Annotated in this window: 26 protein-coding genes and 1 tRNA gene; 6 read left to right on the plus strand and 21 right to left on the minus strand. The window is 50.4% G+C overall.

All coding sequences use genetic code 11. From position 1 onward, the window contains the following. Positions 1–8: 8 nt before the first annotated feature. The 4 genes from rpsR to FRY98_RS17055 all read right to left on the minus strand — a co-directional run bounded on the left by rpsR (position 9) and on the right by FRY98_RS17055 (position 2,764). Positions 9–278: a 30S ribosomal protein S18 gene (gene rpsR, locus FRY98_RS17040; RefSeq protein ID WP_082207605.1), complete on the minus strand. Its 270-nt coding sequence runs from the start codon at positions 276–278 to the stop codon at positions 9–11. Between the two features lie 21 nt (positions 279–299). Continuing rightward, positions 300–782, minus strand: coding sequence for a single-stranded DNA-binding protein (ssb, locus tag FRY98_RS17045; protein WP_148454098.1), 483 nt, complete (start codon positions 780–782; stop codon positions 300–302). Positions 783–824: 42 nt separating this feature from the next. Further along, complete coding sequence (rpsF, locus tag FRY98_RS17050) at positions 825–1,109, minus strand: 30S ribosomal protein S6 (protein WP_148454100.1); 285 nt, start codon at positions 1,107–1,109, stop codon at positions 825–827. 143 nt (positions 1,110–1,252) lie between these two features. Then, on the minus strand, positions 1,253–2,764 hold the full coding sequence (locus FRY98_RS17055) for an RCC1 domain-containing protein (protein WP_148454102.1): 1,512 nt from the start codon (positions 2,762–2,764) through the stop codon (positions 1,253–1,255). A gap of 129 nt (positions 2,765–2,893) precedes the next feature. On the opposite strand from FRY98_RS17055, the gene FRY98_RS17060 reads away from it, so the two are divergent. Continuing rightward, on the plus strand, positions 2,894–3,091 hold the full coding sequence (locus FRY98_RS17060; RefSeq protein WP_148454104.1) for a YjzC family protein: 198 nt from the start codon (positions 2,894–2,896) through the stop codon (positions 3,089–3,091). 306 nt (positions 3,092–3,397) lie between these two features. On the opposite strand, the gene FRY98_RS17065 is transcribed toward FRY98_RS17060, so the two are convergent. The 5 genes from FRY98_RS17065 to FRY98_RS17085 form a co-directional block, all read right to left on the minus strand. Further along, positions 3,398–3,769, minus strand: a complete 372-nt coding sequence (locus FRY98_RS17065; RefSeq protein ID WP_148454106.1) for a YybH family protein — start codon at positions 3,767–3,769, stop codon at positions 3,398–3,400. 100 nt (positions 3,770–3,869) lie between these two features. Continuing rightward, positions 3,870–3,960: transfer RNA gene (locus FRY98_RS17070), tRNA-Ser, on the minus strand. A 99-nt stretch (positions 3,961–4,059) separates the two neighbouring features. Continuing rightward, on the minus strand, positions 4,060–4,293 hold the full coding sequence (locus FRY98_RS17075) for a DUF951 domain-containing protein (protein ID WP_148454108.1): 234 nt from the start codon (positions 4,291–4,293) through the stop codon (positions 4,060–4,062). Positions 4,294–4,351: 58 nt separating this feature from the next. Further along, positions 4,352–5,257, minus strand: coding sequence for a mechanosensitive ion channel family protein (locus FRY98_RS17080; protein ID WP_148454110.1), 906 nt, complete (start codon positions 5,255–5,257; stop codon positions 4,352–4,354). Beyond that, entirely contained in the window at positions 5,254–5,520 is a 267-nt protein-coding gene (locus FRY98_RS17085; protein WP_148454112.1) for a putative Se/S carrier protein, read from the minus strand. Before FRY98_RS17085 ends, FRY98_RS17080 begins: the two co-directional genes overlap by 4 nt. Positions 5,521–5,686: 166 nt before the next feature. Between FRY98_RS17085 and yyaC the strand changes: the two genes are divergently transcribed. Beyond that, a complete protein-coding gene (gene yyaC, locus FRY98_RS17090; RefSeq protein WP_148454114.1) occupies positions 5,687–6,304 on the plus strand; it encodes a spore protease YyaC in 618 nt (205 codons plus the stop codon). Here yyaC and FRY98_RS17095 read toward each other — a convergent pair. The 12 genes from FRY98_RS17095 to rpmH form a co-directional block, all read right to left on the minus strand. Beyond that, positions 6,276–6,776, minus strand: a complete 501-nt coding sequence (locus FRY98_RS17095; RefSeq protein ID WP_148454116.1) for a DUF4446 family protein — start codon at positions 6,774–6,776, stop codon at positions 6,276–6,278. The genes yyaC and FRY98_RS17095 overlap by 29 nt on opposite strands. 17 nt (positions 6,777–6,793) lie before the next feature. Then, positions 6,794–7,954, minus strand: coding sequence for an aminotransferase class V-fold PLP-dependent enzyme (locus tag FRY98_RS17100; RefSeq protein WP_148454118.1), 1,161 nt, complete (start codon positions 7,952–7,954; stop codon positions 6,794–6,796). Positions 7,955–8,070: 116 nt separating this feature from the next. After that, positions 8,071–8,913: a ParB/RepB/Spo0J family partition protein gene (locus tag FRY98_RS17105; protein ID WP_148454120.1), complete on the minus strand. Its 843-nt coding sequence runs from the start codon at positions 8,911–8,913 to the stop codon at positions 8,071–8,073. Continuing rightward, positions 8,906–9,667 (minus strand): ParA family protein, encoded by a 762-nt coding sequence (locus tag FRY98_RS17110; protein WP_148454122.1) that lies wholly within the window; start codon positions 9,665–9,667, stop codon positions 8,906–8,908. Before FRY98_RS17110 ends, FRY98_RS17105 begins: the two co-directional genes overlap by 8 nt. A gap of 186 nt (positions 9,668–9,853) precedes the next feature. Then, positions 9,854–10,672 (minus strand): nucleoid occlusion protein, encoded by an 819-nt coding sequence (gene noc, locus FRY98_RS17115; RefSeq protein ID WP_148454124.1) that lies wholly within the window; start codon positions 10,670–10,672, stop codon positions 9,854–9,856. Between the two features lie 334 nt (positions 10,673–11,006). Continuing rightward, positions 11,007–11,729: a 16S rRNA (guanine(527)-N(7))-methyltransferase RsmG gene (gene rsmG / locus FRY98_RS17120; RefSeq protein WP_148454126.1), complete on the minus strand. Its 723-nt coding sequence runs from the start codon at positions 11,727–11,729 to the stop codon at positions 11,007–11,009. Between the two features lie 4 nt (positions 11,730–11,733). After that, positions 11,734–13,620 carry a tRNA uridine-5-carboxymethylaminomethyl(34) synthesis enzyme MnmG gene (gene mnmG, locus FRY98_RS17125; protein ID WP_148454128.1) on the minus strand — a complete coding sequence of 629 codons (1,887 nt, stop codon included), beginning with the start codon at positions 13,618–13,620 and terminating at the stop codon, positions 11,734–11,736. A 147-nt stretch (positions 13,621–13,767) separates the two neighbouring features. Then, entirely contained in the window at positions 13,768–15,147 is a 1,380-nt protein-coding gene (gene mnmE, locus FRY98_RS17130) for a tRNA uridine-5-carboxymethylaminomethyl(34) synthesis GTPase MnmE (protein ID WP_148454130.1), read from the minus strand. Between the two features lie 1,255 nt (positions 15,148–16,402). Next, complete coding sequence (gene jag, locus FRY98_RS17135; RefSeq protein WP_148454133.1) at positions 16,403–17,128, minus strand: RNA-binding cell elongation regulator Jag/EloR; 726 nt, start codon at positions 17,126–17,128, stop codon at positions 16,403–16,405. Continuing rightward, the gene (locus FRY98_RS17140) at positions 17,125–18,018 is read right to left on the minus strand and encodes a YidC/Oxa1 family membrane protein insertase (protein WP_211373314.1); all 894 of its coding nucleotides are present in this window, start codon (positions 18,016–18,018) and stop codon (positions 17,125–17,127) included. The genes jag and FRY98_RS17140 overlap by 4 nt, the downstream gene beginning before the upstream one ends. A gap of 75 nt (positions 18,019–18,093) precedes the next feature. Further along, on the minus strand, positions 18,094–18,444 hold the full coding sequence (rnpA, locus tag FRY98_RS17145) for a ribonuclease P protein component (protein ID WP_148454135.1): 351 nt from the start codon (positions 18,442–18,444) through the stop codon (positions 18,094–18,096). A 206-nt stretch (positions 18,445–18,650) separates the two neighbouring features. Then, positions 18,651–18,785, minus strand: a complete 135-nt coding sequence (rpmH, locus tag FRY98_RS17150) for a 50S ribosomal protein L34 (protein WP_040735642.1) — start codon at positions 18,783–18,785, stop codon at positions 18,651–18,653. Positions 18,786–19,140: 355 nt separating this feature from the next. Between rpmH and gnd the strand changes: the two genes are divergently transcribed. The 4 genes from gnd to gntK are packed head-to-tail and all read left to right on the plus strand — an operon-like array spanning position 19,141 to position 23,729. Then, the gene (gene gnd, locus FRY98_RS17155) at positions 19,141–20,040 is read left to right on the plus strand and encodes a phosphogluconate dehydrogenase (NAD(+)-dependent, decarboxylating) (RefSeq protein WP_148454137.1); all 900 of its coding nucleotides are present in this window, start codon (positions 19,141–19,143) and stop codon (positions 20,038–20,040) included. Between the two features lie 13 nt (positions 20,041–20,053). After that, entirely contained in the window at positions 20,054–20,734 is a 681-nt protein-coding gene (locus FRY98_RS17160; RefSeq protein WP_148454139.1) for a GntR family transcriptional regulator, read from the plus strand. 34 nt (positions 20,735–20,768) lie between these two features. Next, positions 20,769–22,130: a GntP family permease gene (locus FRY98_RS17165; RefSeq protein ID WP_148454141.1), complete on the plus strand. Its 1,362-nt coding sequence runs from the start codon at positions 20,769–20,771 to the stop codon at positions 22,128–22,130. A 51-nt stretch (positions 22,131–22,181) separates the two neighbouring features. Further along, positions 22,182–23,729 (plus strand): gluconokinase, encoded by a 1,548-nt coding sequence (gene gntK, locus FRY98_RS17170; protein ID WP_148454143.1) that lies wholly within the window; start codon positions 22,182–22,184, stop codon positions 23,727–23,729. Positions 23,730–24,160 lie beyond the last annotated feature (431 nt).

The following is a 24,160-nucleotide window of genomic DNA, read 5'->3' on the forward strand; positions in this document are numbered from 1 at the left end:
TGGTTCGATTACTCCGTTGTGTACGGAAGCAATGCGATTTGACGGGAGCGTTTGATCGCTACTGTCAGCAGACGTTGGTATTTTGCGCTCGTACCCGTTACACGGCGAGGCAAAATTTTACCGCGCTCACTGATGAATTTCTTCAGCAGCTCAGTATCTTTATAGTCAATGTGAGTAATTTTGTTCACAGTGAAGTAGCACACTTTACGACGTTTGTTACGGCCGCCGCGGCGAGCCGGTCTCTTGTCGTCTCCGCCTTCTCTTTGCTTGAAGCTCATGCTTTTCAGTCCTTTCCGTAATTAAAATGGCAAATCGTCATCCGAAATATCGATCGGTTTCCCGTCATCGGAGAAAGGATCCTTCTGATTGTCCCGCGAGAAGTTGTTGCTGCGTCCGGCATTGCCGCCACCGCCTCCAAATGGAGACTCCTCACGCTGTCCTCCGCCGCCCGATCCGCCCTCGCGGTTCGACTCCAAGAAACGGACATTATCGGCAATGACTTCGGTGACGTAAACACGTTTACCTTCGTTATTCTCGTAATTCCGTACTTGGATGCGTCCTTCCACAGCCGTCAACCGTCCTTTGCGCAAGTAATTGGCACAGGTTTCGGCAAGCTGTCTCCAGGTTACGACTGGAATGAAATCGGCCTCGCGCTCTCCGCCTTGCGATGTAAAAGGTCTGTCCACGGCAATCGTGAACTGGGTGACCGCCACACCCGATGGCGTATAGCGCAGCTCCGGATCCCGGGTAAGACGTCCGATCAGAATGACACGGTTCAACAATCCAATCCCCTCCTTCGGGCTTGTTCAATACGAAACTTGCAATTAGGCAACGTCTTTAGTAATGAGATAACGGATAACCTCGTCGGAAATCTTCAGAATCCGCTCAAGCTCAGCAACTACCTCTGGAGTAGCTGTGAAATTTACGAGCACGTAAATTCCGTCACGGATCTTGTTAATCTCATACGCAAGCCGGCGTTTGCCCATTACATCATGCTTCGTAATTTCTCCGCCGTTTTGGATGATGCCTTGGAATTTTTCGACTGTAGCTTGAACAGCTTCTTGTTCAACGTCAGGACGAATAATGTACATCACTTCATATTTGCGCATCTGGTTCACCTCCTTGTGGACTATGGCCCCCAACCTGTTAAATTTGGGAGCAAGGAACGAGTCTAAACTCGCACCATAGTAGTATATCAAATCGAAACCCGCTCTGCAAGAACCTAAATAATACTGCTATATGCCTCAATGTTCTACTTCGCTTTGACTCCAATTCCTTGTTGGCCGTATTCGTTACCATTTCCCCACACCCACAATTTACCGCCGCTGATCCAATACATGTTCCGACTCGTATTTTCTATGTAACTTACGTTTTTATTTAAGTCACCGAGACGTGGATACGTATTATACGTCAACATTTCGTGATTCTCGGTCAGCAGCAACACGCCGTTTACGTTCAAGGAAACCGCTGTGTAATTCAGCTTCTTGCCAGCCGCGCTCCAGCCCGTTTGCTTGTTGTATCTAAGCGCCATATTCGTGATATTAGTCGGTTTTCCCAGTTTGGAAGGAACCTTCTGTCCAAGTTGTCTCGCCGAGTTGTCCCCATACCCCCACAAGTCGCCCTTGCTGTCTATCGCAATGATATATTCATCATTCGTATTCGCCGCGTCGAACTTTTGAATGTCTTTGAACCCGGCGATTTGTTCCGCTTGGGTCGTCTGCCCTTCCACGATTGAATTGTTCCAGCTCCATAGAGTTCCATCCTTCTTCAGCGCATACCCTTTCATATTGCTCATGGATACCGAAACCGCATCCTTGATCACGATCTGTCTAAAATGATTGCGGACGAATTCGCGAGCCTCATCATTGGCCCAGCCAACCCCTCCCAGTTGATACACGTTCCCCGATTTGGTCAGGAGTGCGACTCCGCGATTAAACGCGTTCATATCGACGATCGGCTCGCTGATCAAAGTGATTTTGGTCGGTTTGCCGGTAATGGTTTTGACGCCCAAATGATTCAAGTCGCCCCAGCCGTATAACTCTCCGTCCGTTGTAATATATAGGGAAAACTTCTCCCCCGCCTCGATTTTCTTAATCGTTTTGTCGGTTGTAATCAGCGTCGGCGGCAGCACCGGCATTTCGCTCTCGTTGATTTCCCGACTCGTATTTTTTCCCCATCCGTAAAGCCTGCCATCCTTTCCAAGCGCCAAAGTATGGGATTCGCTTGCGGCAACGGATATCGGTGAATCTACGGCTTTTAACTGGATTGGTTCTTTGGCGATGGGAGCTTGTGCTCCGACGCCATATTGTTCAAACTTCACCGGTTTCGGTTCCTGGTAGCCCTCGCGATACTTTTCGTAGGGACTTGGCGATTCATAACGATCCCGGAAATCCGGCAAGGTAGTAGCCGCCTGGGCGCCTCCCGGCACGCTCACGTAAACGCCCACGCCATAGTTGTATTTGGAGTGCCTGGATGGCTTGAACACCTCTTCATTAAAGGGAGGCGTCTTCAATTGATAATACCCTTCCTTATTTACCTGAACCGTAGAGGAGAAAAATGGCTTTTCATCCTCGTCCTTTAATTCGATTTTCACAGACGAAGCTTCAGCCAATCCTTCAACCAAGACGCTGTTATCTTCATTTCGCTGCGTGAAAATTTCAATTTTTTCTCCAATAGCCTGAACCGGCTGAACCGATATAGGCATAAATGGAAAAATGAGTGCCATGACAACCAGTATGGTTAATCCTCTTAAACGACTTCCCACGTTCCTTCACCCTCTCCTCTTCGATTATGTCTGTAAATAATTATCGGTCCGAATCGGTACATGATTAAGTCGGCGTTACAAACAATATGCTTGATTCCCCTAATTGGGACGGAAAGGAGGAGTAGAAAGATGGGCGAACGTACGGAATTTGAACCGGGCGACAAGGCGCCGAATCCCGGAGTTTATGTGGAGGTCGGCGAGGCGCGCAGCTTCCATACCCAAATCAATGACCCGAAGCGGATCACCCTGGAGCGCGGCGAGACGTTCCCGGACACGACAAACAAAAACCGCAAATGGAAAAAAGCCGAGAAGGCCCGTGTTCACTGACTTTTGGCCGCAGCCGCACTTTTTAAAAATTTGATGTATAGAACCCGGCTCACTGCACATAATACACTCAGACGGTGATGCAAAGAGAGGTGTGGTTCCGTTGGAGGTATCAGCGAGCAACATTTTTCAGGAGTCTTATTCACATCATTGTAGAAGCCTAGATCCCGGGTTAGTGAAGACCCCTCTTCTTTAGTCCGGGCTGCATACGCGCAGGATCGACCGTTTCTTGGGTTGTGAGAGAAGAATTCCATTAAGCACACCGTCAACCAGAAAAGGGACCCGAAAGGGTCCCTTCTGCCGTTCAATTTATGCAGGATCACGACTTAAATGCTCATGAATTAATCGCCAATCCCCGTCGTTTTCTTTAACAAAGATATTGGTGGCTCTTCCGCTTCCTTTCACATACTCCCCGTTGTAGTACCCTTCATACTGATATGTATAAATACAAGTGGCCACCTTCTCGTCGGCGGCTAACCATTGAATCTCCGAAGCATTATATACTTCATCCTTAATCAGGTTCCAGCTATTTTCAAAATACGCCCTAATCTCCTCCATGGTCCGGCAGGTCTTGTCACTAAACCAATAAACCACTTCCGGATGTAAAAGGGGTTGGATGTTGTCAAAGTGATGTGTGTTAGTCATTTCAATATACCGCTTCAATGCCTCTTTATAATCCATCTGTAGAGCTCCTTTCCGCCCCAGGCGAACCTAGAGTCCTAAGAATAAAGAAAAACCTTCTACATATGTAGAAGGATCGAGTTCACTATTGTAAAAATGATGGCGGAGAGGGTGGGATTCGAACCCACGCACGCCTTGCGACGCCTAGTTGATTTCGAGTCAACCCCCTTGGGCCTCTTGGGTACCTCTCCACAGCAAGCAAGATTGATTGTAACATGAATTTCAATGAATTGCAACTATTTTTCCTTGCTTGCGTGATTTTTTTCTAGGTCGTTATTTGAATTTACTCATTAAATCTCTTGCGCCCCTCCGGAGTTCCCCTCTTCACTTTCAGCAGCCGACCGTAGAACTTTGCGCATGTTCTTTTCGAATTTGGCCCGAGGGATAAGCACACTATGTTTGCATCCGACACACTTGATCCGTATATCCATCCCCATCCGGATGATTTCCATTTCATTGCTCCCGCAGGGATGATTTTTTTTCATAAGGACGATATCGCCTAGCTGAAAGGTCTTTCTCTCCATCCTCGCTCTCCTCCCGTCTTTTTAACTTCCTTCATTCTTCCCGTTTTGCCTTCAAAACTTAACCCGGCTGCTGTTCCTGCCCTTGCCCTGATTCCTGTGCCAGCCTTAAGGTCTCTTCTTCCTCCAGAGCCTCTTTGGCATACCGTTGAATTTTACGCTCCAGATCCGCCCGAATCCCGGGTGGACATTCCACCGCGATCCGAATCACGTATTCGTTGGCCGTGAGCGACTGTACCCCCATTACGTTGGGGATTTGGGCAAGCTCCGGCGTCTCCTCGGACAGCTGCATCATGGACTTCTTAAGCAGTTCCAAGGTGTCTTCCAGCTTGCGCGCATTGCTGAATGGAAGATCCACAACCGCCAAGGCCGTGCCGATTGAAAAGTTTGTCACATTGGTGATCATTCCGTTCGGTATGATATGCACCTCGCCGGTCCAACTGACAAGCCGGGTAGAACGCAGGCCGATCACCTCGACCGTTCCTTTTAAATTCCCCGTCTGAATCACGTCCCCAACGGCGAATTGATCCTCCAGAATAATGAAAAAACCGGTAATTACATCCTTAACCAGGCTTTGTGCGCCAAAACCGATGGCCAGACCTACGACACCAGCCCCGGCCACCAGCGGGGCCAATTGAATTCCAATTTCACCCAAAATTAGCATAATCATAATGAAATTGCTCGTGATCCAAGTGACATTTTTAAGGAGTTCCCCCACCGTCACGAACCTGCGGGGATTTACATTCAGCCGGCCTTTCTCCCGCCGCTCCAGAGATCGGTCAATAACCCGATAAATAATCTTGATGAAGATTCGGATTAATAGGAAGATCAACACGATCCTCAAACCGGCAAATAGGACCTTCTCCCACATGTTCATGTTCGTCAGCCAGTTCCATAACCGTTCGTTCCAGGCTGCCGCCGACTGCGTAATATCCTCCACCCCTGCTTTGAGCGTCCATCCTCTCATGGTGTTCCCTCCTCCAAGTCAATCATGTTGTACTCCGCGTTTACCCGTATAAAGATCCCGCGAATCTCTACCGCCTCGCGGCTTATGATCTCTTTAACCCGCTCCAAGCACTCCGGCGGAAATTGAATGGATAGCGCACACCCTGCGGTAATCTCCTTGGGCGTAGGGCATAAATCGATCTCGATCTCCGCGTATTCCAAAAGCATCTCCGCCCGCAGGGCTTGCTGCGTGGAATCGAAGGACATGATAAACCAACTGTCCACGAATCTCCCTCCTTCTCTTATTTCCTTACCGGAAATTCCGCTTTATTTCACTTATGACTTTAGTTGGAGTATAGAACTTCACAAATTTCCATATACTATCTACTAATATCCGAAAGCGCAGCCAATGCTTTGTATTGCTATCCCAGGTGGAGGAAAGGAAGATTCCATGTCGCAAATTCAGCCTAATGTACCGGGCCCGGGGCAAGATATTCCCTACTTGAAAATCCCCCATACCGATCCCGGCATTCATTCCGCTATCATTCATCGTTTGCTCTTGCACTTTGCCAAAATTTCGCCAGGCCAAGATCTGGTCATCGTATGTATCGGCACGGATCGTTCCACCGGCGATTGTCTCGGCCCGCTTGTCGGAACGGCGCTTTCCAAGCTGAATCACCGGCACCACTTTCATCTCTACGGAACATTGGATGAACCCGTCCATGCCATGAATTTGAAAGATACTTTGGAAACGATCAATCAAACGTTCATAGATCCTTTCATTATAGGGATCGATGCCTGCCTCGGTCAAACTTCCAGCGTGGGCTCGATTCAAGTGGTTCAGGGACCTTTGCGCCCGGGAGCCGGCGTAAATAAAGAATTGCCGCCGGTCGGCGATATCCATGTTACGGGGATCGTCAATGTCGGCGGCTTTATGGAATATTTTGTATTACAAAACACACGTCTCAGTTTGGTCATGCGCTTGTCGGAAATCATTTCCAGCAGCGTATCGACCGCCATTAAAGAATGGAACCGGGGCTTTATTCCCCTTGCCCGGCGAGAGCAATAGCTTCGATTTCCTCCGGAGATAACGCATGCTGGGATTGCCCTTCCGTTAGCGGCTTGGCATACACATAAGAACCCTCCCGGCTGTAAAGTCCGGTAATGACGATCCCGTTTTTAAAGTCGTCCACAAAAGCCACGGAAAAGCTGAGTTCATTTCCGCGCTCTCCAAACGCATTATAGCGCTTGATTCCGATCTTGGCCTTTTGTTTGGGGAGCAAAGCGTTGATGTTCTTCAGTTGCTGTTGTTGTTCCGCTTGTATATCTTCGATGATGCCCTGTTGATTTTTCAGATCGATCAACAAACTCTCAAGATCCTCAATTCCCGTTCCTTGCATCATTTGCTCATAATTCCGCCGCATTTTGCGCAGCTTGGCCCCTTGTATGAAATTCCATATCAGCAGCCAGAGTAAAATGACGGCAACCCCGGTGACAATCCATGCCAGCTGATCCGAGAAAAGTTTACTCCACTCCTGCATGTTCTTCTCCCCTATATTTAAGTATCACTTGCGATAGCCTGTACCGCTAAAATCAATTGTTCAACTTCCTCCGTCGTCGTGGTGTATCCGAAGCTTGCCCGTACCGCTCCCCCTTGCGTTGTCCCCGCCGTCATATGTCCCAAAGGTGTACAATGGTAACCCGCCCTTACGGCGATGCCATATTTCCGGTCCAGGAGGAAGGCAACCTCCGAGGCATCCCGCCCTTCCAAGGTAAACGCAACAATTCCGGTTCTCGGCAAGTCCAACCCCGGCCCCAAAACAGAAACGCCCTTGATCGTCAGCAGAGCGGGTATGAGCTTCTGAGTCAGCTGCCATTCATGCTCATAGATAGCTGCAACACTATGCTCCAAAACATAGTCCACACCTGCACCTAATCCGGCGATTCCTACGGCATTTTGAGTTCCCGCTTCATAGCGATCCGGACGAACCGTCGGCATCTCCAAAGCTTCCGATTGGCTCCCCGTCCCCCCATGCATAAGGGGCTCCAAATCGACATCCGGATGGATGTATAGTCCCCCGGTCCCTTGCGGTCCCATCAATCCCTTATGTCCGGGAAAAGCCAGCAGGTCGATCCCCATCGTTTGCACGTCGATCGGATATCCCCCAGCAGTTTGCGCTGCATCCACCACGAATAGGGCACCGTGTTTATGGGCGAGTTCCCCCATTTCCCGAATAGGAAGAATGCACCCCAGCAAATTTGAACTATGCGCACATACGACCAGCTTTGTATTCGGACGAAATGCTTTAGCCATTTGTTCCAGATCAAGATTCCCATCCGGGTTGACGGTGATATAATCAACCGATATATTCCGGGTTCGTTTCAGATACTCCAACGGCCTTCGGACGGAGTTATGCTCCACCATGGTGGCAATCGCATGATCGCCTGACCTTAGGGACCCTTTGAGCGCCAAGTTTAACGCTTCCGTAGTATTGGAGGTGAAAATAAGATCGTTCGGGTTATCAATATGAAACAGCTCGGCCAACTTCGCTCGAGTTTGAAACAGGGTTCGCCCGGCCTGTAACGCCATCCCATAATTTCCCCGACCCGAGTTTGCCGATGGTCCATTTAGTATTTCCAACATAGCTTTCCCTACACTAGCGGGTTTGGGCCATGAAGTGGCGGCATGATCCAAGTATATCAGGGGCTGCTGCTTCACATCGTCCCTCCTCTCCTACCGATCCTTCGAGAACACGCTAAGAATGCAATGACATACCCAACTTCCTAATTATAAGGCGGTCTATGCCCTTTAGGGAAGCTGAGTATGTCATTCGTTTAATTCAGCATATCGAGCAGTCGTTGCAAGTCTTCTTTGCTGTAGAAATTAATTTCAATTTTCCCTTTTTCCTTGTTTGACGACTTAATTTTTACGGTCGTCTTATAACGGCTGCGCAAGCTTTCTTCCACTTCATCAATGTAAGGATCCCGCTTCTTGCTTACCGTTTTTTGCTTTTCCTGCTTATTCCGATCCAGCTGTTGAACCGCATCCTCCAGTTCACGTACACTCCACTCATGGTCAATACATTGCTTGGCTAACTGTTTAATCTTACCAGGATCTTTCAATCCCACCAATGCACGAGCATGCCCCATAGATAATGTTCCACGTGAAACATATTCCTTTACTTCATCCGGTAATGACAATAACCGTAAGAAGTTCGCAATATGAGAGCGCGACTTACCTACCTTTAAGGAAAGTTCTTCCTGGGTTAATTGAAATTGATCCATTAAGCCTTGGTAAGCAACAGCAACCTCCATCGCGTTCAGGTTCTCCCGCTGTAAGTTTTCGATTAAAGCGATCTCCATGACTTGCTGGTCGGAAAAAGTGCGCACAACAGCCGGAATTGTAGTATTTCCGCAAAATTGTGAAGCACGGAAGCGCCGTTCCCCGGCAATAATCTCATAACCTTTAAGTACGCTTCGCACAATAATCGGCTGGATGACGCCGTGTTGACGAATCGATTCGGCTAATTCCCGGATCGCCTCTTCATCGAATGATTTTCTCGGCTGGTAGGGATTGGCGCGTAACTGATTCAACGGAATTTCAATAACCTTATCATCTTCCTGTACCGATAGTGACGGAATTAATGCATCGAGTCCCTTCCCCAAGCGTTTACTCATAGGAAACCACTTCCTTTGCCAACTCTAAATACACTTCGGCGCCTTTCGACTTGGGATCATAGGTAATAATGGACTGACCATGGGAAGGCGCTTCACTTAACCGAACATTTCTTGGAATGACCGTTTTATAAACCTTTTGCTGGAAGTACTTTTTCACTTCCTCAATGACCTGGATTCCCAAATTGGTTCGGGCATCGAACATGGTCAACAGAACCCCTTCAATTTGCAAAGAAGTATTCAAATGTTTTTGAACAAGCCGTACCGTATTCAATAACTGGCTTAGTCCTTCCAACGCGTAATACTCACATTGAATCGGGATTAACACCGAATCCGCAGCGGTCAAAGAATTAATGGTAAGAATCCCCAGCGATGGTGGGCAGTCGATTAAAATATAATCGTAAAGATGTTTGACCTGCTGCAGCGACTTCTTTAATCGAACTTCACGCGAAATCGTCGGAACCAGCTCTATTTCAGCCCCCGCCAACTGAATGGTGGCCGGGATAATATGCAATCCCTCAATTTCAGTGGGCAAAGTAGCCTCTTGCGGGTTGACTTCATTAATCAACACATCATAAATGCAATTGGCTACATCCGCTTTATTTACTCCAACTCCACTGGTGGTATTCCCTTGCGGGTCTATATCGATGAGGAGCACTTTTTTACCGATCGATGCGAGTCCCGCTCCCAAATTAACAGAGGTCGTCGTTTTGCCGACGCCTCCTTTTTGGTTAGCTATGGCAATTATTTTAGACAATCCATTTCACCTCAATATAATAGAAGAATCTCTTTGTAGAATAATGTGTGCGTTAACTAAGTTGTTGCTACAAAAAGACCACAGCGCTCCTGGCGAGTACCCTTTCCGATTGAACAAGAAAGCTCCATCCATTTCCCAAAAAGAAACTGACCTCAGACCTTTCGGTTCCGGTCAGTAGCATGTCTGCTATCTCTTTGGAATTTGAATGACAATTTCATAATGATCTTCATGGTCCTTTTCGGCCGTTTTAATGGCCAGACCCGAGCCGGACACCATATCAATCGATTGACGAATCGTATTTAAGGCCAGTCTGACATCCTTGGTAAAAGAAATTCGTCTGGAGGCCTTCTTATTCTTAGCCGCTTCCTTATAGAAAGCAATTCGAGCTTCCGTTTGTTTTACATTTAATTCCTTGGAGATCACTTCTTCCAGTACTTTCATCTGCAGCTCTTCGGAATCCAAGGAAAGCAAAGCTCTGGCGTGCCGCTCCGTTATTTTCCGTTCCATTAATGCGACTTTAACGCCCTCGGGAAGTTGCAGCAATCGTATTTTGTTCGCAATGGTGGATTGGCTCTTCCCTAACCTTTGTGCCAAACTTTCTTGCGTGAGTTGATGCAAGTCGATGAGATTTTGGTAGGCAAGCGCCTCTTCTATAGCCGTTAAGCCTTCACGCTGCAAATTTTCAATCAAAGCGATCGAAGCCGCCTGGGAGTCGTTGAAATCCCGCAAAATAGCCGGGATGGTTTCTAATCCCAATTTTTTAACTGCCCGCCAACGTCTTTCACCGGCGATAATCTCGTACTTGTCATTTCGATATCGTACAACAATCGGCTGAATCACCCCATGTGTCCGAATCGTCTGACACAACTCATCGATCTTCCCATCATCAAAAATAGTCCGGGGCTGGTACGGGCTTCCGACAATGTTCCCCACCGGAATTTGCTTAACTTCATCACCGTTCGTTCGTTCGGTTAAACCAAACAATTTAGAAAATTGTTCTTTCATTCCGCAGATTACCACCTAATTTCATAGTGACATAAGGCACACCTTGGCAGCACATTTTTCAAATGAAAATGCGTTGTGCTACCTATACTAGTGAGAATCCTTATGTATAAAACCCTCCTCTGAGGTCGAACCCCAGCAGCAGGGAATATAAGGATAACCCATCATTGAAGCAAAATGCCCCGACAATGATTCGTGATACATCTATTCTACCACTTTTTTCTCTATAATCCTATTCTCTTATTTAATGATTTTTTAGGAGAAGTCACGTAAAAAAAAGCCCCTAACAAATTGTTCCACGTGAAACAAAGAGTTAGGAGCATGCTTGCTTATCTTGTTATACAATAGGCTGCTTTAATGGAGTTCCCGCTTTCCTCGGGTATTTCTTTGGCGTGGGAGCCGTTTTGCCGACAATAATGATGTGCCGGTCGGAATTCTCCATCGGCAGTTCAAAGTGATGGCTTGATTCAAGCTTCCCTTTAAGTTCGCTTAAACTGCGTTTTGCCTCTCGAACTTCTTCCTCCGGGTCGCTTCCCTTCATTGCTGCGAATTTACCTCCGGTCTTCACAAAAGGCAGGCAAAACTCATTAAGCACCGCCATTCGAGCGACCGCCCGCGCGGTAACCAGATCAAAAGAGTCCCTGAGCCCTTCCTTTCGCCCCAAATCTTCCGCGCGCCCGTGAAGGAGTTCCACTTGGGATAAACCCAGCTTATCCACTACGTTCTGCAAAAAATGAATTCGCTTATTCAAGGAATCAATAATCGTCAGCTTTATGTGCGGAAAGCAAATTTTTAAAGGAATACCCGGAAACCCTGCACCGGAACCAATGTCAGCCAAAGTTTGCACCTCATCCATCGGGATATAAAAAGAAAGTGTGATGGAATCATAGAAATGCTTGATATAGACTTGATCCCGCTCCGTAATCCCGGTAAGGTTCATTTTTTCATTCCACGAAACCAGCTCTTGAAAATAGGTCTCGAATTGATCCATCTGCTTGGGGGAAAGATCGATCTTATGCTCCAACAGAAGGGAGTGAAAACCGGTTTGTATCGTATCCAATAGATCAACCTCCTGCAGCCGTTACCCGATTATAATGCTCCAGATAAACGAGGAGTATCGAGATATCGGCTGGTGTAACGCCAGAGATTCGGGAAGCTTGGCCGATCGAGATCGGACGGATTTTCGCCAGCTTTTGCCGGGCCTCCATCGCGAGCCCATGAATATCTTCATAATTAATATTCTCAGGTATCTTCTTCTTCTCCATCTTTTGGAGTCTTTCCACATGAAGCAATTGTTTTTCAATATAACCCGCGTACTTAATCTGTATCTCTACCTGCTCCTTCATTTCCTCGTCCAATTCCACCTCGGACGGGAATAAGTTACCCACATGTGCATAAGTAACTTCAGGCCGGCGAAGAATTGTCAACAAGTTGCTTCCATCCTGGATCGGTGCCGAGCCGATGGATTCAAGCAGCGGATTAATCTCCGAAGGACGAACTTTCGTCTCCCGCAACCGTTCGATTTCTTTCTCAACTTTTTCCTTTTTATCAATAAACTGGTTGTATCTCTCCTGCGTAATCAACCCGATTTCATATCCGATCGGAGTTAAACGCAGGTCTGCGTTATCATGACGCAAAAGCAGGCGATACTCCGCCCGTGAAGTCAACAGCCGGTAGGGCTCGTTTGTCCCTTTCGTAACCAGATCGTCAATCAGGACGCCGATATAGCCTTGAGAACGGTCAAGGATCACCGGCTCTTTGCCTTGAACCTTACGGGCCGCGTTAATCCCCGCCATAATGCCTTGGCCGGCGGCTTCCTCATATCCGGAAGTTCCATTGATTTGCCCTGCCGTAAACAACCCCGGCACACGCTTCGTCTCCAGCGACGGCCAGAGCTGCGTAGGAACCACGGCGTCATATTCGATGGCATACCCCGTCCGCATCATCTCCACATTTTGCAGGCCAGGTATGGACCGAAGCATTTGCAATTGAACATCTTCCGGCATACTCGTCGAAAATCCTTGAACGTAATACTCCGACGTGTTTTTCCCTTCCGGCTCCAGGAAAATTTGGTGTTTCGGCTTATCCGCAAACCGGACGATTTTGTCCTCGATGGAAGGACAGTACCGCGGCCCCGTCCCTTCAATCACCCCGGAGAACATGGGTGCCCGATGCAAATTCGCATTGATGATATCATGCGTCTCGGAAGACGTGTACGTCAACCAGCAAGGCAATTGCTCGTTATCCGAGCTTTTCGTTTCATAGGAGAAAAACTTCGGCTTTTCATCTCCCGGCTGAATCTCCGTTTGCGAAAAATCGATGCTGTCCTTGTGAACCCGCGGCGGCGTGCCTGTTTTGAACCGCACCAATTCAAAGCCCAGCTCCTTCAAGTTTTGCGACAATCTCACCGAAGGCTGCTGGTTGTTCGGTCCGCTTTCGTACATAAGCTCGCCCATGATGATTTTGCCGCGTAAATACGTTCCGGTGGTCAGCACCACGGCCTTAGCCCGGTATTCCGCGCCTGTCTTGGTGATCACACCGACACATTGACCGTCCTCGACGATCAGCTCCTCCACCATACCTTGACGCATCGTCAAGTTCGGCTCCCGCTCCATCGTTTCCTTCATCGTTTGCTGGTACAAAAACTTGTCCGCCTGCGCCCGCAGGGCATGAACGGCCGGTCCTTTCCCCGTATTCAGCATCCGCATTTGGATAAAAGTCTTGTCGATATTGCGGCCCATTTCCCCGCCGAGCGCATCCACTTCGCGTACCACATGGCCTTTCGCCGGACCGCCGATCGAAGGATTACACGGCATAAACGCCACCATATCCAGGTTGATCGTGATCATCAGCGTGCTGCAGCCCATCCGGGCCGCCGCCAAAGCGGATTCACAGCCGGCATGACCCGCCCCTACGACGATAACGTCATAACTTCCGGCAACATAACCCATCTTTTAAACCTCCTAAAACGTAAGTGTGAACCTTGATGAACTTGTATGACTCACTTCGTGTTCTCCACACGTATATTTTAAATTTAAATTAATCCATCAATCTCCATCATCATACCATGATCCGCCGGATTGCATACGCTGGAATCATTATTTTCCCAGACAGAATTGTGAAAAAATTTGATCGATCAGCGCATCCGGCGCGGAATCCCCGATCACTTCCCCAAGCTGTTCCCAAGCCAAACGCACATCGATTTGCAAAATATCGATCGGAACTCCGCTGTCTGCCGCCTCATAAGCGTCGGCCAGCGACTGCTTGGCTTTCTTCAACAGCGCGATATGCCGGACATTGCTGACATAAGTCAAATCGCCGGACTCCAGTTTGCCTCCAAAAAACAGTTCCGAGATCGCATCTTCCAAATGATCCAATCCCTCCTGGGTTTTGGCGGACAATTCGACCACAGCATTTTCCGGGAAATAATGAGCGATTTGAGCGCGATCCAACTGCTGAGGAAGATCGATTTTATTTAACAGCACAAGCGTCGGTCTGTTTTTCAATTGCTCCATCAGTTTCAATTCATCCTCATGCAGCGATTCGGCACTGTTGAGGACCAGCAAAATCAAATCCGCTTCCACTACGGCCGCCTTGGACCGTTCCACGCCAATCTGCTCCACCACGTCCATCGTTTCCCGGATTCCCGCCGTATCGAGCAGCTTCAAAGGGATATTGTTAATCGTGACATACTCCTCGATCACGTCGCGCGTCGTTCCCGGAATATCCGTGACGATCGCTTTATTTTCACGGGCCAGCGCATTCATCAAGGAAGACTTCCCTACATTCGGGCGTCCTACAATGGCTGTAGTAATCCCTTCCCGGAGGATCTTGCCCTGGTTTGCGGTTTTCAGGAGCCCGTCGATTTGCGATGTTACTTCCGTACATTTGTCTTTGATGAACTCCATGGTCATCGATTCCACATCATGCTCGGGATAATCGATGTTCACTTCGATATGCGCCAACGTCTCCACCAAACTATGCCGCATGGCGTTGATTCTGCGCGACAAGTCGCCTTCCACCTGCTTCAAGGCCACGGAAAAAGCCCGGTCGGATTTCGACCGGATCAAATCAATAACCGCCTCCGCCTGCGACAAATCGATTCGTCCATTCAAAAAAGCGCGCTTCGTAAACTCCCCCGGCTCCGCCAGGCGAATTCCCCGCTGCAACAGCAGCAGATCCATCACGCGCTTTACCGATATGATGCCCCCGTGCGTGCTGATTTCCACCACATCTTCGGTCGTAAAAGAACGCGGCGCCCGAAACAAAGAAACGAGCACCTCTTCCAGTTTCTCGCCTGTCTCGGGGTCCACGATGAAACCGTAATGCACGGTGTGGCTCTCCGCCTCCGATAATGCCGTTTTGGAGCGGAACAACCGCCCCACTTCGCCGATCGCTTCCGGGCCGCTGACCCGGATCACGGCGATTCCGCTCTCGCCGACCGCAGTCGAGATCGCGGCTATTGTATCGCTTAGCATGATATATCACCTCGATTATTGATAGTTAGTGCTGTATGGGTGAATCCTTGGCGCTGCGCAAGTCGCCAAAACCTAATTCGTGAATCCTGGGCGCTCCGCAGTCCGAATGATCTTCCGATCGCTGTTGCCCTTGGATTGCTTCATCTTCCTCAACCTTAAGCAGCGGCAATCCAACGGCAAAGGCGAGCGCTAGCGCTTCTCCAGATTCATTCGGCCCTGCTCCGCTGGTGATTCACCGTGCTTGCCAAACCTAAAATCGTGAATCCTTGGCGCTGCGCAGCCCGAATGATCTTCCGATCGCTGTTGCCCTTGGATTGCTTCATTCACCTCAACCTTAAGCGGTGGCAATCCAACGGCAAAGGCGAACGCTAACGCTTCTCCAGATTCATTCGGCCCCGCTCCGCTGGTGATTCACCGTGCCGGCCAAAACCTAAAGTCGTGAATCCTGGGCGCTGCGCAGCCCGAATGATCTTCCTCACCAATAAGTATATCCTAAGCGACTGAAAGTCCCGATTTTGATATGCCCCCTCATCAGCAAGCGCATCCCGCAGGGACAGCGTCTCCTTCCCCTAACCTTACTCCCCAACCACTAACTTACCGCCCTTTCTCCTGCAGGAGATCTACCCTAAAGCGTGCCCCAACGGGGAGAAAAGCGGCTATCACTTCCATCGCCCGCCCGGGTGCACCGAAAGCAGCAGTGTCTCCAACCCTCAGGTAGCCCAGGTGCACCCAAAGTAAGACGGACCCGTAGGGGGAAAAGCGTGCCTATCGCCACAGTTAAAGCGCATCCCCGTAGGGGACAGCGGGCAGGAGCGCCTCTGTAACTCCTACGTTCCTCCCCTTGCGGGTGTCCCGAGGGCTGCCAGCCCTGGGGGCCCTCCCTTACGGTAAGGGAGGGTTTGGGTGGGTTGAGATCCCTCGCAGGAGCTCTACCCTAAAGCGTGCCCCAACGGGGAGAAAAGCGGCTGTTTCCACTACAGTCCGCCCGGGTGCACTCAAAGTAAGACGGACCCGTAGGGGGAAAAGCGTGCCCACCACCATAGTTAAGCGCATCCCCGTAGGGGACAGCGGGCAGGAGCGCCTCTGTAACTCCCACGTTCTTCCCCTTGCGGGTGTCCCGAGGGCTGCCGGCCCTGGGGGCCCTCCCTTACGGTAAGGGAGGGTTTGGGTGGGTTGAGATCCGCTGGTTGAGGCCCTGTATTTAAAAGAAAAGCAATGACATTTGCCGGAGCAAGACGCCATTGCATTTCACGCTTCATTTGCTTTGCTTCAATGTAATCACGACCCGCCGGTTAGGCTCGTCGCCTTTGCTGTACGTTTTGACCTCCGGATGATCCTGCAGTTTGGAATGGATCACTTTGCGCTCCTGAGGAGACATAGGTTCCAGAGAAACTTCCTTTCGGGTGCGAATGACCTTGGCGGCTAGACGCTCGGCCAAATCCTCCAGCGTCTTCTTGCGCCGTTCCCGGAAATTCTCGGCATCCAGAGTCAGACGAATAAAGCTGTCCGAGTACCGGTTGGCAATGATATTGGCCAAGTATTGCAGCGAATCGAGGGTTTGGCCTCTGCGGCCGATCAGCACGCCAAGGTCGCTCCCTGAAATGTTTAGGACCGTACTGTCTTTCCGGTGAACGATCTCCACATCGACATGAATGTCCATGCTTTCACCGACGTCCTTGATGAATGACGCCGCCGCTTCATAAGGATCCTGTCCAGGGGAAGCCTCTCTCTCGGGCTGCTCCTTCGGGAACACCGTCGCATGCTTCTCCGGGGTGGTCCCTTGCGGCGGAACCGATGACTCTTGCTCGGAAAGTAAAGTCAATTCGACCTTGGCTTCCTTTACGCCAATCAGTCCCAGGAATCCTCTTGATGGCTGCTCCAACACATTCACGGTGACTTTGTCCTCGGTGGTGCCGAGCTTAGCCAATCCTTGTTTTACAGCTTCTTCAATGGTTTTTCCTGACGTCACGATCTTGTTCATTTCGATTTTTTGGCCCCCTTGGCACTTTTACCGGGATGACCGGCTTTTAAATTCGAACCGCCCTTTTTCGGCTTTCCGGAAGGGACTGAGACTGAACCCGCTCCAGCGGCATTGGCGGCGACAACCGGGTCCTTCTTACGATAAATAAAGAAGTTCTGCCCGATGGTGTACAAGTTACTGAAAATCCAGTACAACGGAAGCGCCGCGGCAAAATTCATCGCCATGACGAAGATCAATACCGGGTAGATAAACATCATGAACTGCATCGGGCCCTGCATGCCGGCCGGGTTCATGTTCGACATCATCTTCGTTTGAATGAACGTCGTCAACGCCGCGATGATCGGCAGGATGTACCATGGATCCGGCTGGCCCAACTGCAACCAGAGGAAGGAATGGCCCGCGATCTCCGAGTTGTAGTAAATCGAGTTATATAGAGCGATGAACACCGGCATCTGAATGATAAGCGGAAAACAGCCGGCCATCGGATTAACCTTGTTTTCCTGGAACAGCTTCATGGTTTCTTGCTGCTGTTTCTCCGGGTTGTCCTTATACTGCTCGCGGATCTTCTGAATTTGCGGCTGAATCGCCTGCATCGCTTTCGAACTCTTAACCTGCTTGAGCGTAAGCGGCAAAATAAGCGTCCGCACGATCAGCACCATCACGAGGATGGCCAAGCCATACGCCCCGCCGAACCATTCCGCAAACGTATCCAAAGCAAAAGAAAAGTAATAAACGACATTTCTCGTCCACCAGGAACCGCTTGTCCGCATGTCTTCGGTGGTACTCATGTGATTGGCCGGATTCGCGCCACACCCCGCCAAGACGGCCATCAGACCGATTGCGAGGATGAGCAGGAGCCATTTCTTTTGATTTTTCGTAAGACGCGACACTTCAAAACCCCTCTCTTAACCTATCCATACAACGTAAATCATACCATATTTAATGGGACAAAGAAACAAGCACGCTTACCGTCCGGAAGGCTTGAGCAGCGCGGCTTTGCGCAGGACATGAAGCACGCTCTTCTCCAGTTCTTTGTACTCCATCCCGACCGCCCCGTTGCGGACGATCAGAATCAGGTCCAAATGATCCCGGATTTCCGGTTCATGCAGGCGGACGATCTCCTTCAACATGCGGCGCATCCGATTGCGGACGACGGCATTGCCGATCTTCTTGCTGGCGGAAACGCCGAGCCGGAAACGCTCGATTTCGGGCCGGGTCGAATAGTAAACGACGAGCTGACGATTGGCAAAAGATTTTCCGTACCGGTAAACCCGGTTGAAGTCTGCCCGATTTCGTAATCTCAACTTTCTGTGCACGAGCTTCTTCTCCTCGGTCAAGCCCCTGAAGGGCTGGCTGTCATTGTAGTTATAGACATGTCCCATCTGCGGCAAACGATACAAAAGGACCCCACAAAGTTAGGCGGTTACACCTCTTCTTCTTCAAGACGACTTTGCGGGGCTCCGGTTCAAACACATCTATGACAATGTAAAAAAAGACCACCGTAGTGGTCTTCATGCACGCATTACGCACTCAATACTTTTCTGCCTTTTTGACGGCGAGCAGCGAGAACCTTACGGCCGTTTTTCGTGCTCATTCTTTTGCGGAAACCGTGAACCTTTTTACGTTTGCTCACATTCGGCTTAAATGTCGGTTTCAATGTATTGCACCCCCTTAACAGGAATCGATCACTGTATATTTACCATTTTCATATCCACAGAAAATGCCTTTTTACATTTAATCATAACCCCCCTGAAAAGTCAACAGAGCCCGGCATTTCTTTTTGGGCGTCTTTTGCGTTTTTCGGGGCCTGTGCATAGTTTTTTGAAAAAAGTTTTCCACAACCCTCTAGTTTTTACGCGGGAATAGAAGTTATGCACATGTGGAAAACTATTTGCAGGACATTTCGCCTTGGGAAATCGCTTTCTTAAAGTGATTTACAGGGACCATGTAGAGGAGTAATATAAAAAATAAGTTGTATACAAGTATACCAATTAAGAAAGGTGTTGAATTTTATGAAATTAGGCATGGTCGGTCTTGGCAAAATGGGGTACAACCTCGTGCTTAATCTTCTGCATCATCGGCATGAGGTGGTGGCGTTCGACATGAACGGCGAAGCCGTCCAAAACGCCGCCAAGCAAGGTGCGGTTCCCGCGTCAAGCTTGGAACAGCTGGTCCAATCGCTGGAGGCTCCCCGCATCGTTTGGGTGATGGTCCCAGCCGGTCCCGCCGTTCAATCGGTGGCGGACACGTTGATCCCCCTGCTGTCCCCCGGCGACATTGTGATCGACGGCGGCAACTCGCACTACAAAGATTCGCTGGCCCTCGCCGAAAAATTGTCCGGCCACGGGATCCACTTCTTTGATGTGGGCACTTCCGGCGGCGTGGAAGGCGCCAATCAAGGCGGCTGCTTCATGATCGGCGGAGACGAGGCGATTTTCCGGACGATCGAACCGATCTTCAAGGATATCGCGGTCGATAAAGGTTATCTGTACGCCGGTAAAAACGGCAGCGGCCATTTTCTGAAAATGGTGCATAACGGGATTGAATACGGCATGATGCAGGCGATTGCCGAAGGTTTCGAAGTGCTCGAGAAAAGCCAGTTCGACTATAACTTCGAAGATGTGGCCCGCGTCTGGTCCAACGGTTCGGTGATTCGCAGCTGGCTCATGGAACTGACGGAGCACGCTTTTTCCAAGGATCCCAAGCTCGAAGGCATTCGCGGCGTCATGAGATCCTCGGGCGAGGGTAAATGGACGGTTGAAACGGCCCTGGATCTTCAAGCCAGCGCTCCGGTCATCGCCCTATCCCTCTTTATGCGCTACCGCTCTCTTGAAACCGACACGTTCCACGGCAAAGTCGTTGCCGCCCTTCGCAACGAATTCGGCGGACATGCCGTGGAATCGTCCAAATAAAGGGGACGGTTTTATGAAATTCCCGTCTTCCTGGCTGAAGGGCAGCTCCTTGGGCGAATTTATCGCTTGCGAGCTGCGCCTTCAAATTATTAACGGCACCATTCAACACGGGACCGTCTTGTCCGAGAACCGCATTGCCGCCGAGTTCTCGGCAAGCCGTTCTCCGGTCCGTGAAGCTTTGAAAACGCTGTCCAGCGAAGGGCTGATCACGTTGCAGCGAATGGGAGCCGTCGTTAACGGCCTGCAGGTAAAGGATATCGAGGAGCTCTACGACGTCCGGTACTTGATCGAAAGTTTCTCCTGGCGTCGGCTTGCCTCCACCGATCCCACGCCGATCATCGCCAAGCTCCACCAAATTGTCGACAAGATGGAGCTAGCCGCCAAATATCGGGATGTCGTGGAGTTCGCTTACCAAGACCTTACCTTCCATGAGCACATTATCACCGCGGCCAACCATGCGAGGCTGATGCACCTTTGGTCCAGCATCCGGCCCATTGTGATGACCGTGATGTTGATAACGACCGAAGAGGTTTTGTCCGAAGGCGAGGCAAAAATCAACTATGTCGTGGAGAAACACCGCAAACTGTTGAAAGAACTGCAATCCCAGGACCCGGCGGTCATCGCGGCCGGGATTGAAGAGTATTTTGCCGATTCAATCAACACCGTGCATACCAGCATGAAGGAAACGAAATAGTAGTAAAAAAGGGTAAAATAGAAGGAGGACCACCATGAGCACGTTATTCAACATGAGCCACAACGCCACCTTGTTATTTTGGACCCTGGTGACGATTGTCTTTCTTGTCGTTCTTATTTCCAAATATAAATGGAATCCATTTGTAACACTGCTGATTTCGGCCTTATTGCTCGGCCTGCTGACCGGCATGCAGCCGCTGGACGTCGTCAGCTCGATTACGAGCGGGCTTGGAGGGACGCTGGGCACGATCGCGATTGTTATCGCTCTTGGCACCATGCTCGGCAAAATGATGGCCGAATCGGGCGGAGCGGAAAAAATCGCCACGACGCTTGTGGACCGGTTCGGGGAAACGAAAGTCCACTGGGCGATGATGGTTGTCGGATTTATCGTCGGGATCCCGGTCTTTTTCGAGGTCGGCGTCATTCTTCTGATCCCGATCGTGTTTACGGTAGCCAAAAAAACGAAAATGTCGCTGCTGCAAATCGGGATCCCGATTTTGGCGGGACTGTCCACCGTACACGGACTCGTCCCCCCGCATCCGGCTCCGATGATCGCCATCGACGCGTATGACGCGGACCTCGGCCGCACGATTCTGTACTCGCTGCTGATCGGCTTTCCGACCGCCATTATCGCGGGTCCCCTGTTCGGCCGATTCATCGGGAAACGCATCGTCCTGGAACCGCCCGCGGAGCTGGCGGAGCAATTTGCGGTCAAAGGCTCCCGCAAGCTGCCGGGCTTCGGCATCACGCTGTTTACGATTCTGCTCCCCGTCCTGCTGATGCTGATCGGATCGATCGCCGATATTCTGGATCCGGAGGCCACGCACAGCTTTACGCTGTTCTGCGAATTTATCGGCCATGAAATCATGGCTCTGCTGATCGCCGTTGTCTTTTCCTTTTTCTCGCTCGGTTTCTCCCGGGGCTTTACGAAGCACGAGATTTCGAAATTTACGAGCGAATGTCTGGCCCCGATCGCCACAATCGTCCTGATTATCGGGGCGGGCGGCGCCTTCAAACAGGTGCTGATCAACAGCGGCGTCGGCGGCGCTATTGCCGAACTCGCCACAGGGGCGCATATTAACGTCATCCTGTTCGCGTGGTTCGTCGCCGCCCTGATCCGCGTAGCGACCGGGTCGGCCACCGTCGCCATGACGACCGCCGCGGGGATTGTCGCCCCGGTTTTGGCCCTGTCGCCCGGCGTCAACGTCGAACTGGTCGTGCTGGCCACCGGGGCCGGTTCCATCGTGCTTTCGCACGTAAACGACGCGGGATTCTGGATGGTCAAGGAATTTTTCAATATGACCGTTCCGCAGACGTTGAAGTCCTGGACCGTCATGGAAACGATCCTTTCGGTCGTGGGCTTGGCACTGATTCTACTCGTTAACGCTTTTTTCTAAAATTATTAATGAAACGAATTATTCAAACCTGGAGAGAGAGGGTAATATCGGATGGAACAAACTGCTTATATGATCGGTGTGGATATCGGTACGACGAGCACCAAGGCGGTGCTGTTTGAAGAGAACGGGACCATCGTCGCCTCCGCCAATGAAGAATACCCGCTGTATACCGACGCGGCGGACGTCGCGGAGCAGGAACCGGAGGAGATATTCACCGCCGTCCTGAATGCGATTCGGCACGTCATGAACCAAAGCAAGGCGGCGCCCGAGCGCATTCTGCTTGTCTCCTTCAGCGCGGCGATGCACAGCGTCATCCCGGTCGACTCCGCGGGCAAACCGCTGATGAGGTGTCTCACCTGGGCGGACAATCGAAGCGTCGAATGGTCGAAAAAATTAAAAAACGAGCTCGGCGGACATGAGATTTATCTGCGCACCGGAACTCCGATCCATCCGATGTCTCCGTTGACCAAGCTGCTCTGGCTGCGCCATGATAAAGCGGATATTTTTGAACAAACCAGCAAATTTATTTCTATTAAAGAATATGTCTTTGCCAAACTGTTCGGCGAGTACGTCGTCGATCATTCCATCGCCTCCAGCACCGGGCTCTTGAACCTGGAGCGGCTGGATTGGGATGAGGAGGCGCTGCGGGTCGCCGGCATCACGCCGGAGCAATTGTCCACGCTGGTGCCGACCACGCACGTCATGAACCGGCTGTCGGAAACCTATGCGGAGAAAATGGGCCTCCTCCCCTCCACCCCCTTCGTCATCGGGGCCAGCGACGGCGTGCTGTCGAATCTGGGCGTGAACGCCATCGACCCCGGAGTGGTCGCGGTTACGATCGGAACAAGCGGCGCGATTCGGACGGTCGTCGACCGTCCGAAAACCGATCCCAAGGGCCGCATTTTCTGTTATGCGCTGACCGAGAAACATTGGGTCATCGGCGGAGCGGTCAATAACGGCGGCGTGATTTTCCGCTGGGTGCGCGACGAATTCGCCGCCTCCGAGGTGGAGACCGCCAAACGTCTGGGCATCAGCCCTTACGATGTGCTGACCAAAATCGGCGAACGGGTGAATCCGGGGGCGGACGGACTCCTGTTCCATCCTTATTTGGCCGGCGAACGCGCCCCGCTCTGGAACCCGGACGCCCGCGGCTCGTTCTTCGGTTTGACGCTGCATCATCAGAAAGAGCATATGATCCGCGCCGTATTGGAAGGCGTCATCTATAATCTGTACACCGTACTGCTGGCGATGGAGGAACAGATCGGACAGCCGCAAAAAATCCAGGCCACCGGCGGATTCGCCCGCTCCCCGCTCTGGCGTCAGATGCTGGCCGACATCTTCGATCAAAAGGTCGTTATTCCCGAGAGCATCGAAAGCTCCTGCCTCGGCGCAGTCGTACTCGGGCTGTACGCGCTTGGTAAAATCGAGTCCTTTGACGTCGTTTCCGACATGGTCGGCGGCACCTTCGAGCATTCGCCGATTCGAGAGCATTCGGCGGTGTACAAAGAACTCCTCCCGATTTATATCCGGATCTCCCGCAAGTTGGAGGAAGATTACGAAGCGATCGCCAAATTTCAGCGCGGTCTAAAATACGAGTAAAGAAGCGATAAAAAAGACGGTATCCGAAGTTGCTTCGGAGGACCGTCTTTTTTTGTCTCTAGAAGTATTCACAACCCTCATTTGGGAATATGTCGGACTTTTGGATATCCTGTGTATAATTTTATACGGATTCACTCGGATTCTGTCGAAATTTAAACAATTTATAAACAATATGTAGTGGTGTGGGTTAAAATTATACACAAGTTATTGAATTTGTGGATAAAAAACAGCAACGCATTGAAATATAAGGCTTCTTTTGCTATGATTATATTGTTTTCGGTGTGAATATCTATTTTGAAACCACAAATTATCAACAGCCTGTGGATAACATTGTGAACAATTCAAATTTATCCATGTTTATAATCATTCCACTTTACTGACTCATGGGGATAAACGTCCCCTTTATTTATGTTTTTTCGACCCTTTCTGCA

Origin of the sequence: Paenibacillus faecis (assembly GCF_008084145.1) — a bacterium.
In the GTDB taxonomy this organism is placed as follows: Bacteria; Bacillota; Bacilli; order Paenibacillales; family Paenibacillaceae; genus Fontibacillus; species Fontibacillus faecis.

What these genes read in the sequence shown, in the direction of transcription:
- FRY98_RS17065 (WP_148454106.1), bottom strand. Translation starts at nt 3,769, where the DNA reads ATGGATTATAAAGAGGCATTGAAGCGGTATATTGAAATGACTAACACA.
- FRY98_RS17075 (WP_148454108.1), bottom strand. Translation starts at nt 4,293, where the DNA reads ATGGAGAGAAAGACCTTTCAGCTAGGCGATATCGTCCTTATGAAAAAA.
- FRY98_RS17060 (WP_148454104.1), top strand. Translation starts at nt 2,894, where the DNA reads ATGGGCGAACGTACGGAATTTGAACCGGGCGACAAGGCGCCGAATCCC.
- jag (WP_148454133.1), bottom strand. Translation starts at nt 17,128, where the DNA reads ATGAACAAGATCGTGACGTCAGGAAAAACCATTGAAGAAGCTGTAAAA.
- FRY98_RS17165 (WP_148454141.1), top strand. Translation starts at nt 20,769, where the DNA reads ATGAGCACGTTATTCAACATGAGCCACAACGCCACCTTGTTATTTTGG.
- rpsR (WP_082207605.1), bottom strand. Translation starts at nt 278, where the DNA reads ATGAGCTTCAAGCAAAGAGAAGGCGGAGACGACAAGAGACCGGCTCGC.
- mnmE (WP_148454130.1), bottom strand. Translation starts at nt 15,147, where the DNA reads ATGCTAAGCGATACAATAGCCGCGATCTCGACTGCGGTCGGCGAGAGC.
- rpsF (WP_148454100.1), bottom strand. Translation starts at nt 1,109, where the DNA reads ATGCGCAAATATGAAGTGATGTACATTATTCGTCCTGACGTTGAACAA.
- gnd (WP_148454137.1), top strand. Translation starts at nt 19,141, where the DNA reads ATGAAATTAGGCATGGTCGGTCTTGGCAAAATGGGGTACAACCTCGTG.
- mnmG (WP_148454128.1), bottom strand. Translation starts at nt 13,620, where the DNA reads ATGGGTTATGTTGCCGGAAGTTATGACGTTATCGTCGTAGGGGCGGGT.
- FRY98_RS17095 (WP_148454116.1), bottom strand. Translation starts at nt 6,776, where the DNA reads ATGCAGGAGTGGAGTAAACTTTTCTCGGATCAGCTGGCATGGATTGTC.
- gntK (WP_148454143.1), top strand. Translation starts at nt 22,182, where the DNA reads ATGGAACAAACTGCTTATATGATCGGTGTGGATATCGGTACGACGAGC.
- FRY98_RS17105 (WP_148454120.1), bottom strand. Translation starts at nt 8,913, where the DNA reads ATGAGTAAACGCTTGGGGAAGGGACTCGATGCATTAATTCCGTCACTA.
- FRY98_RS17080 (WP_148454110.1), bottom strand. Translation starts at nt 5,257, where the DNA reads ATGAGAGGATGGACGCTCAAAGCAGGGGTGGAGGATATTACGCAGTCG.
- noc (WP_148454124.1), bottom strand. Translation starts at nt 10,672, where the DNA reads ATGAAAGAACAATTTTCTAAATTGTTTGGTTTAACCGAACGAACGAAC.
- yyaC (WP_148454114.1), top strand. Translation starts at nt 5,687, where the DNA reads ATGTCGCAAATTCAGCCTAATGTACCGGGCCCGGGGCAAGATATTCCC.
- FRY98_RS17160 (WP_148454139.1), top strand. Translation starts at nt 20,054, where the DNA reads ATGAAATTCCCGTCTTCCTGGCTGAAGGGCAGCTCCTTGGGCGAATTT.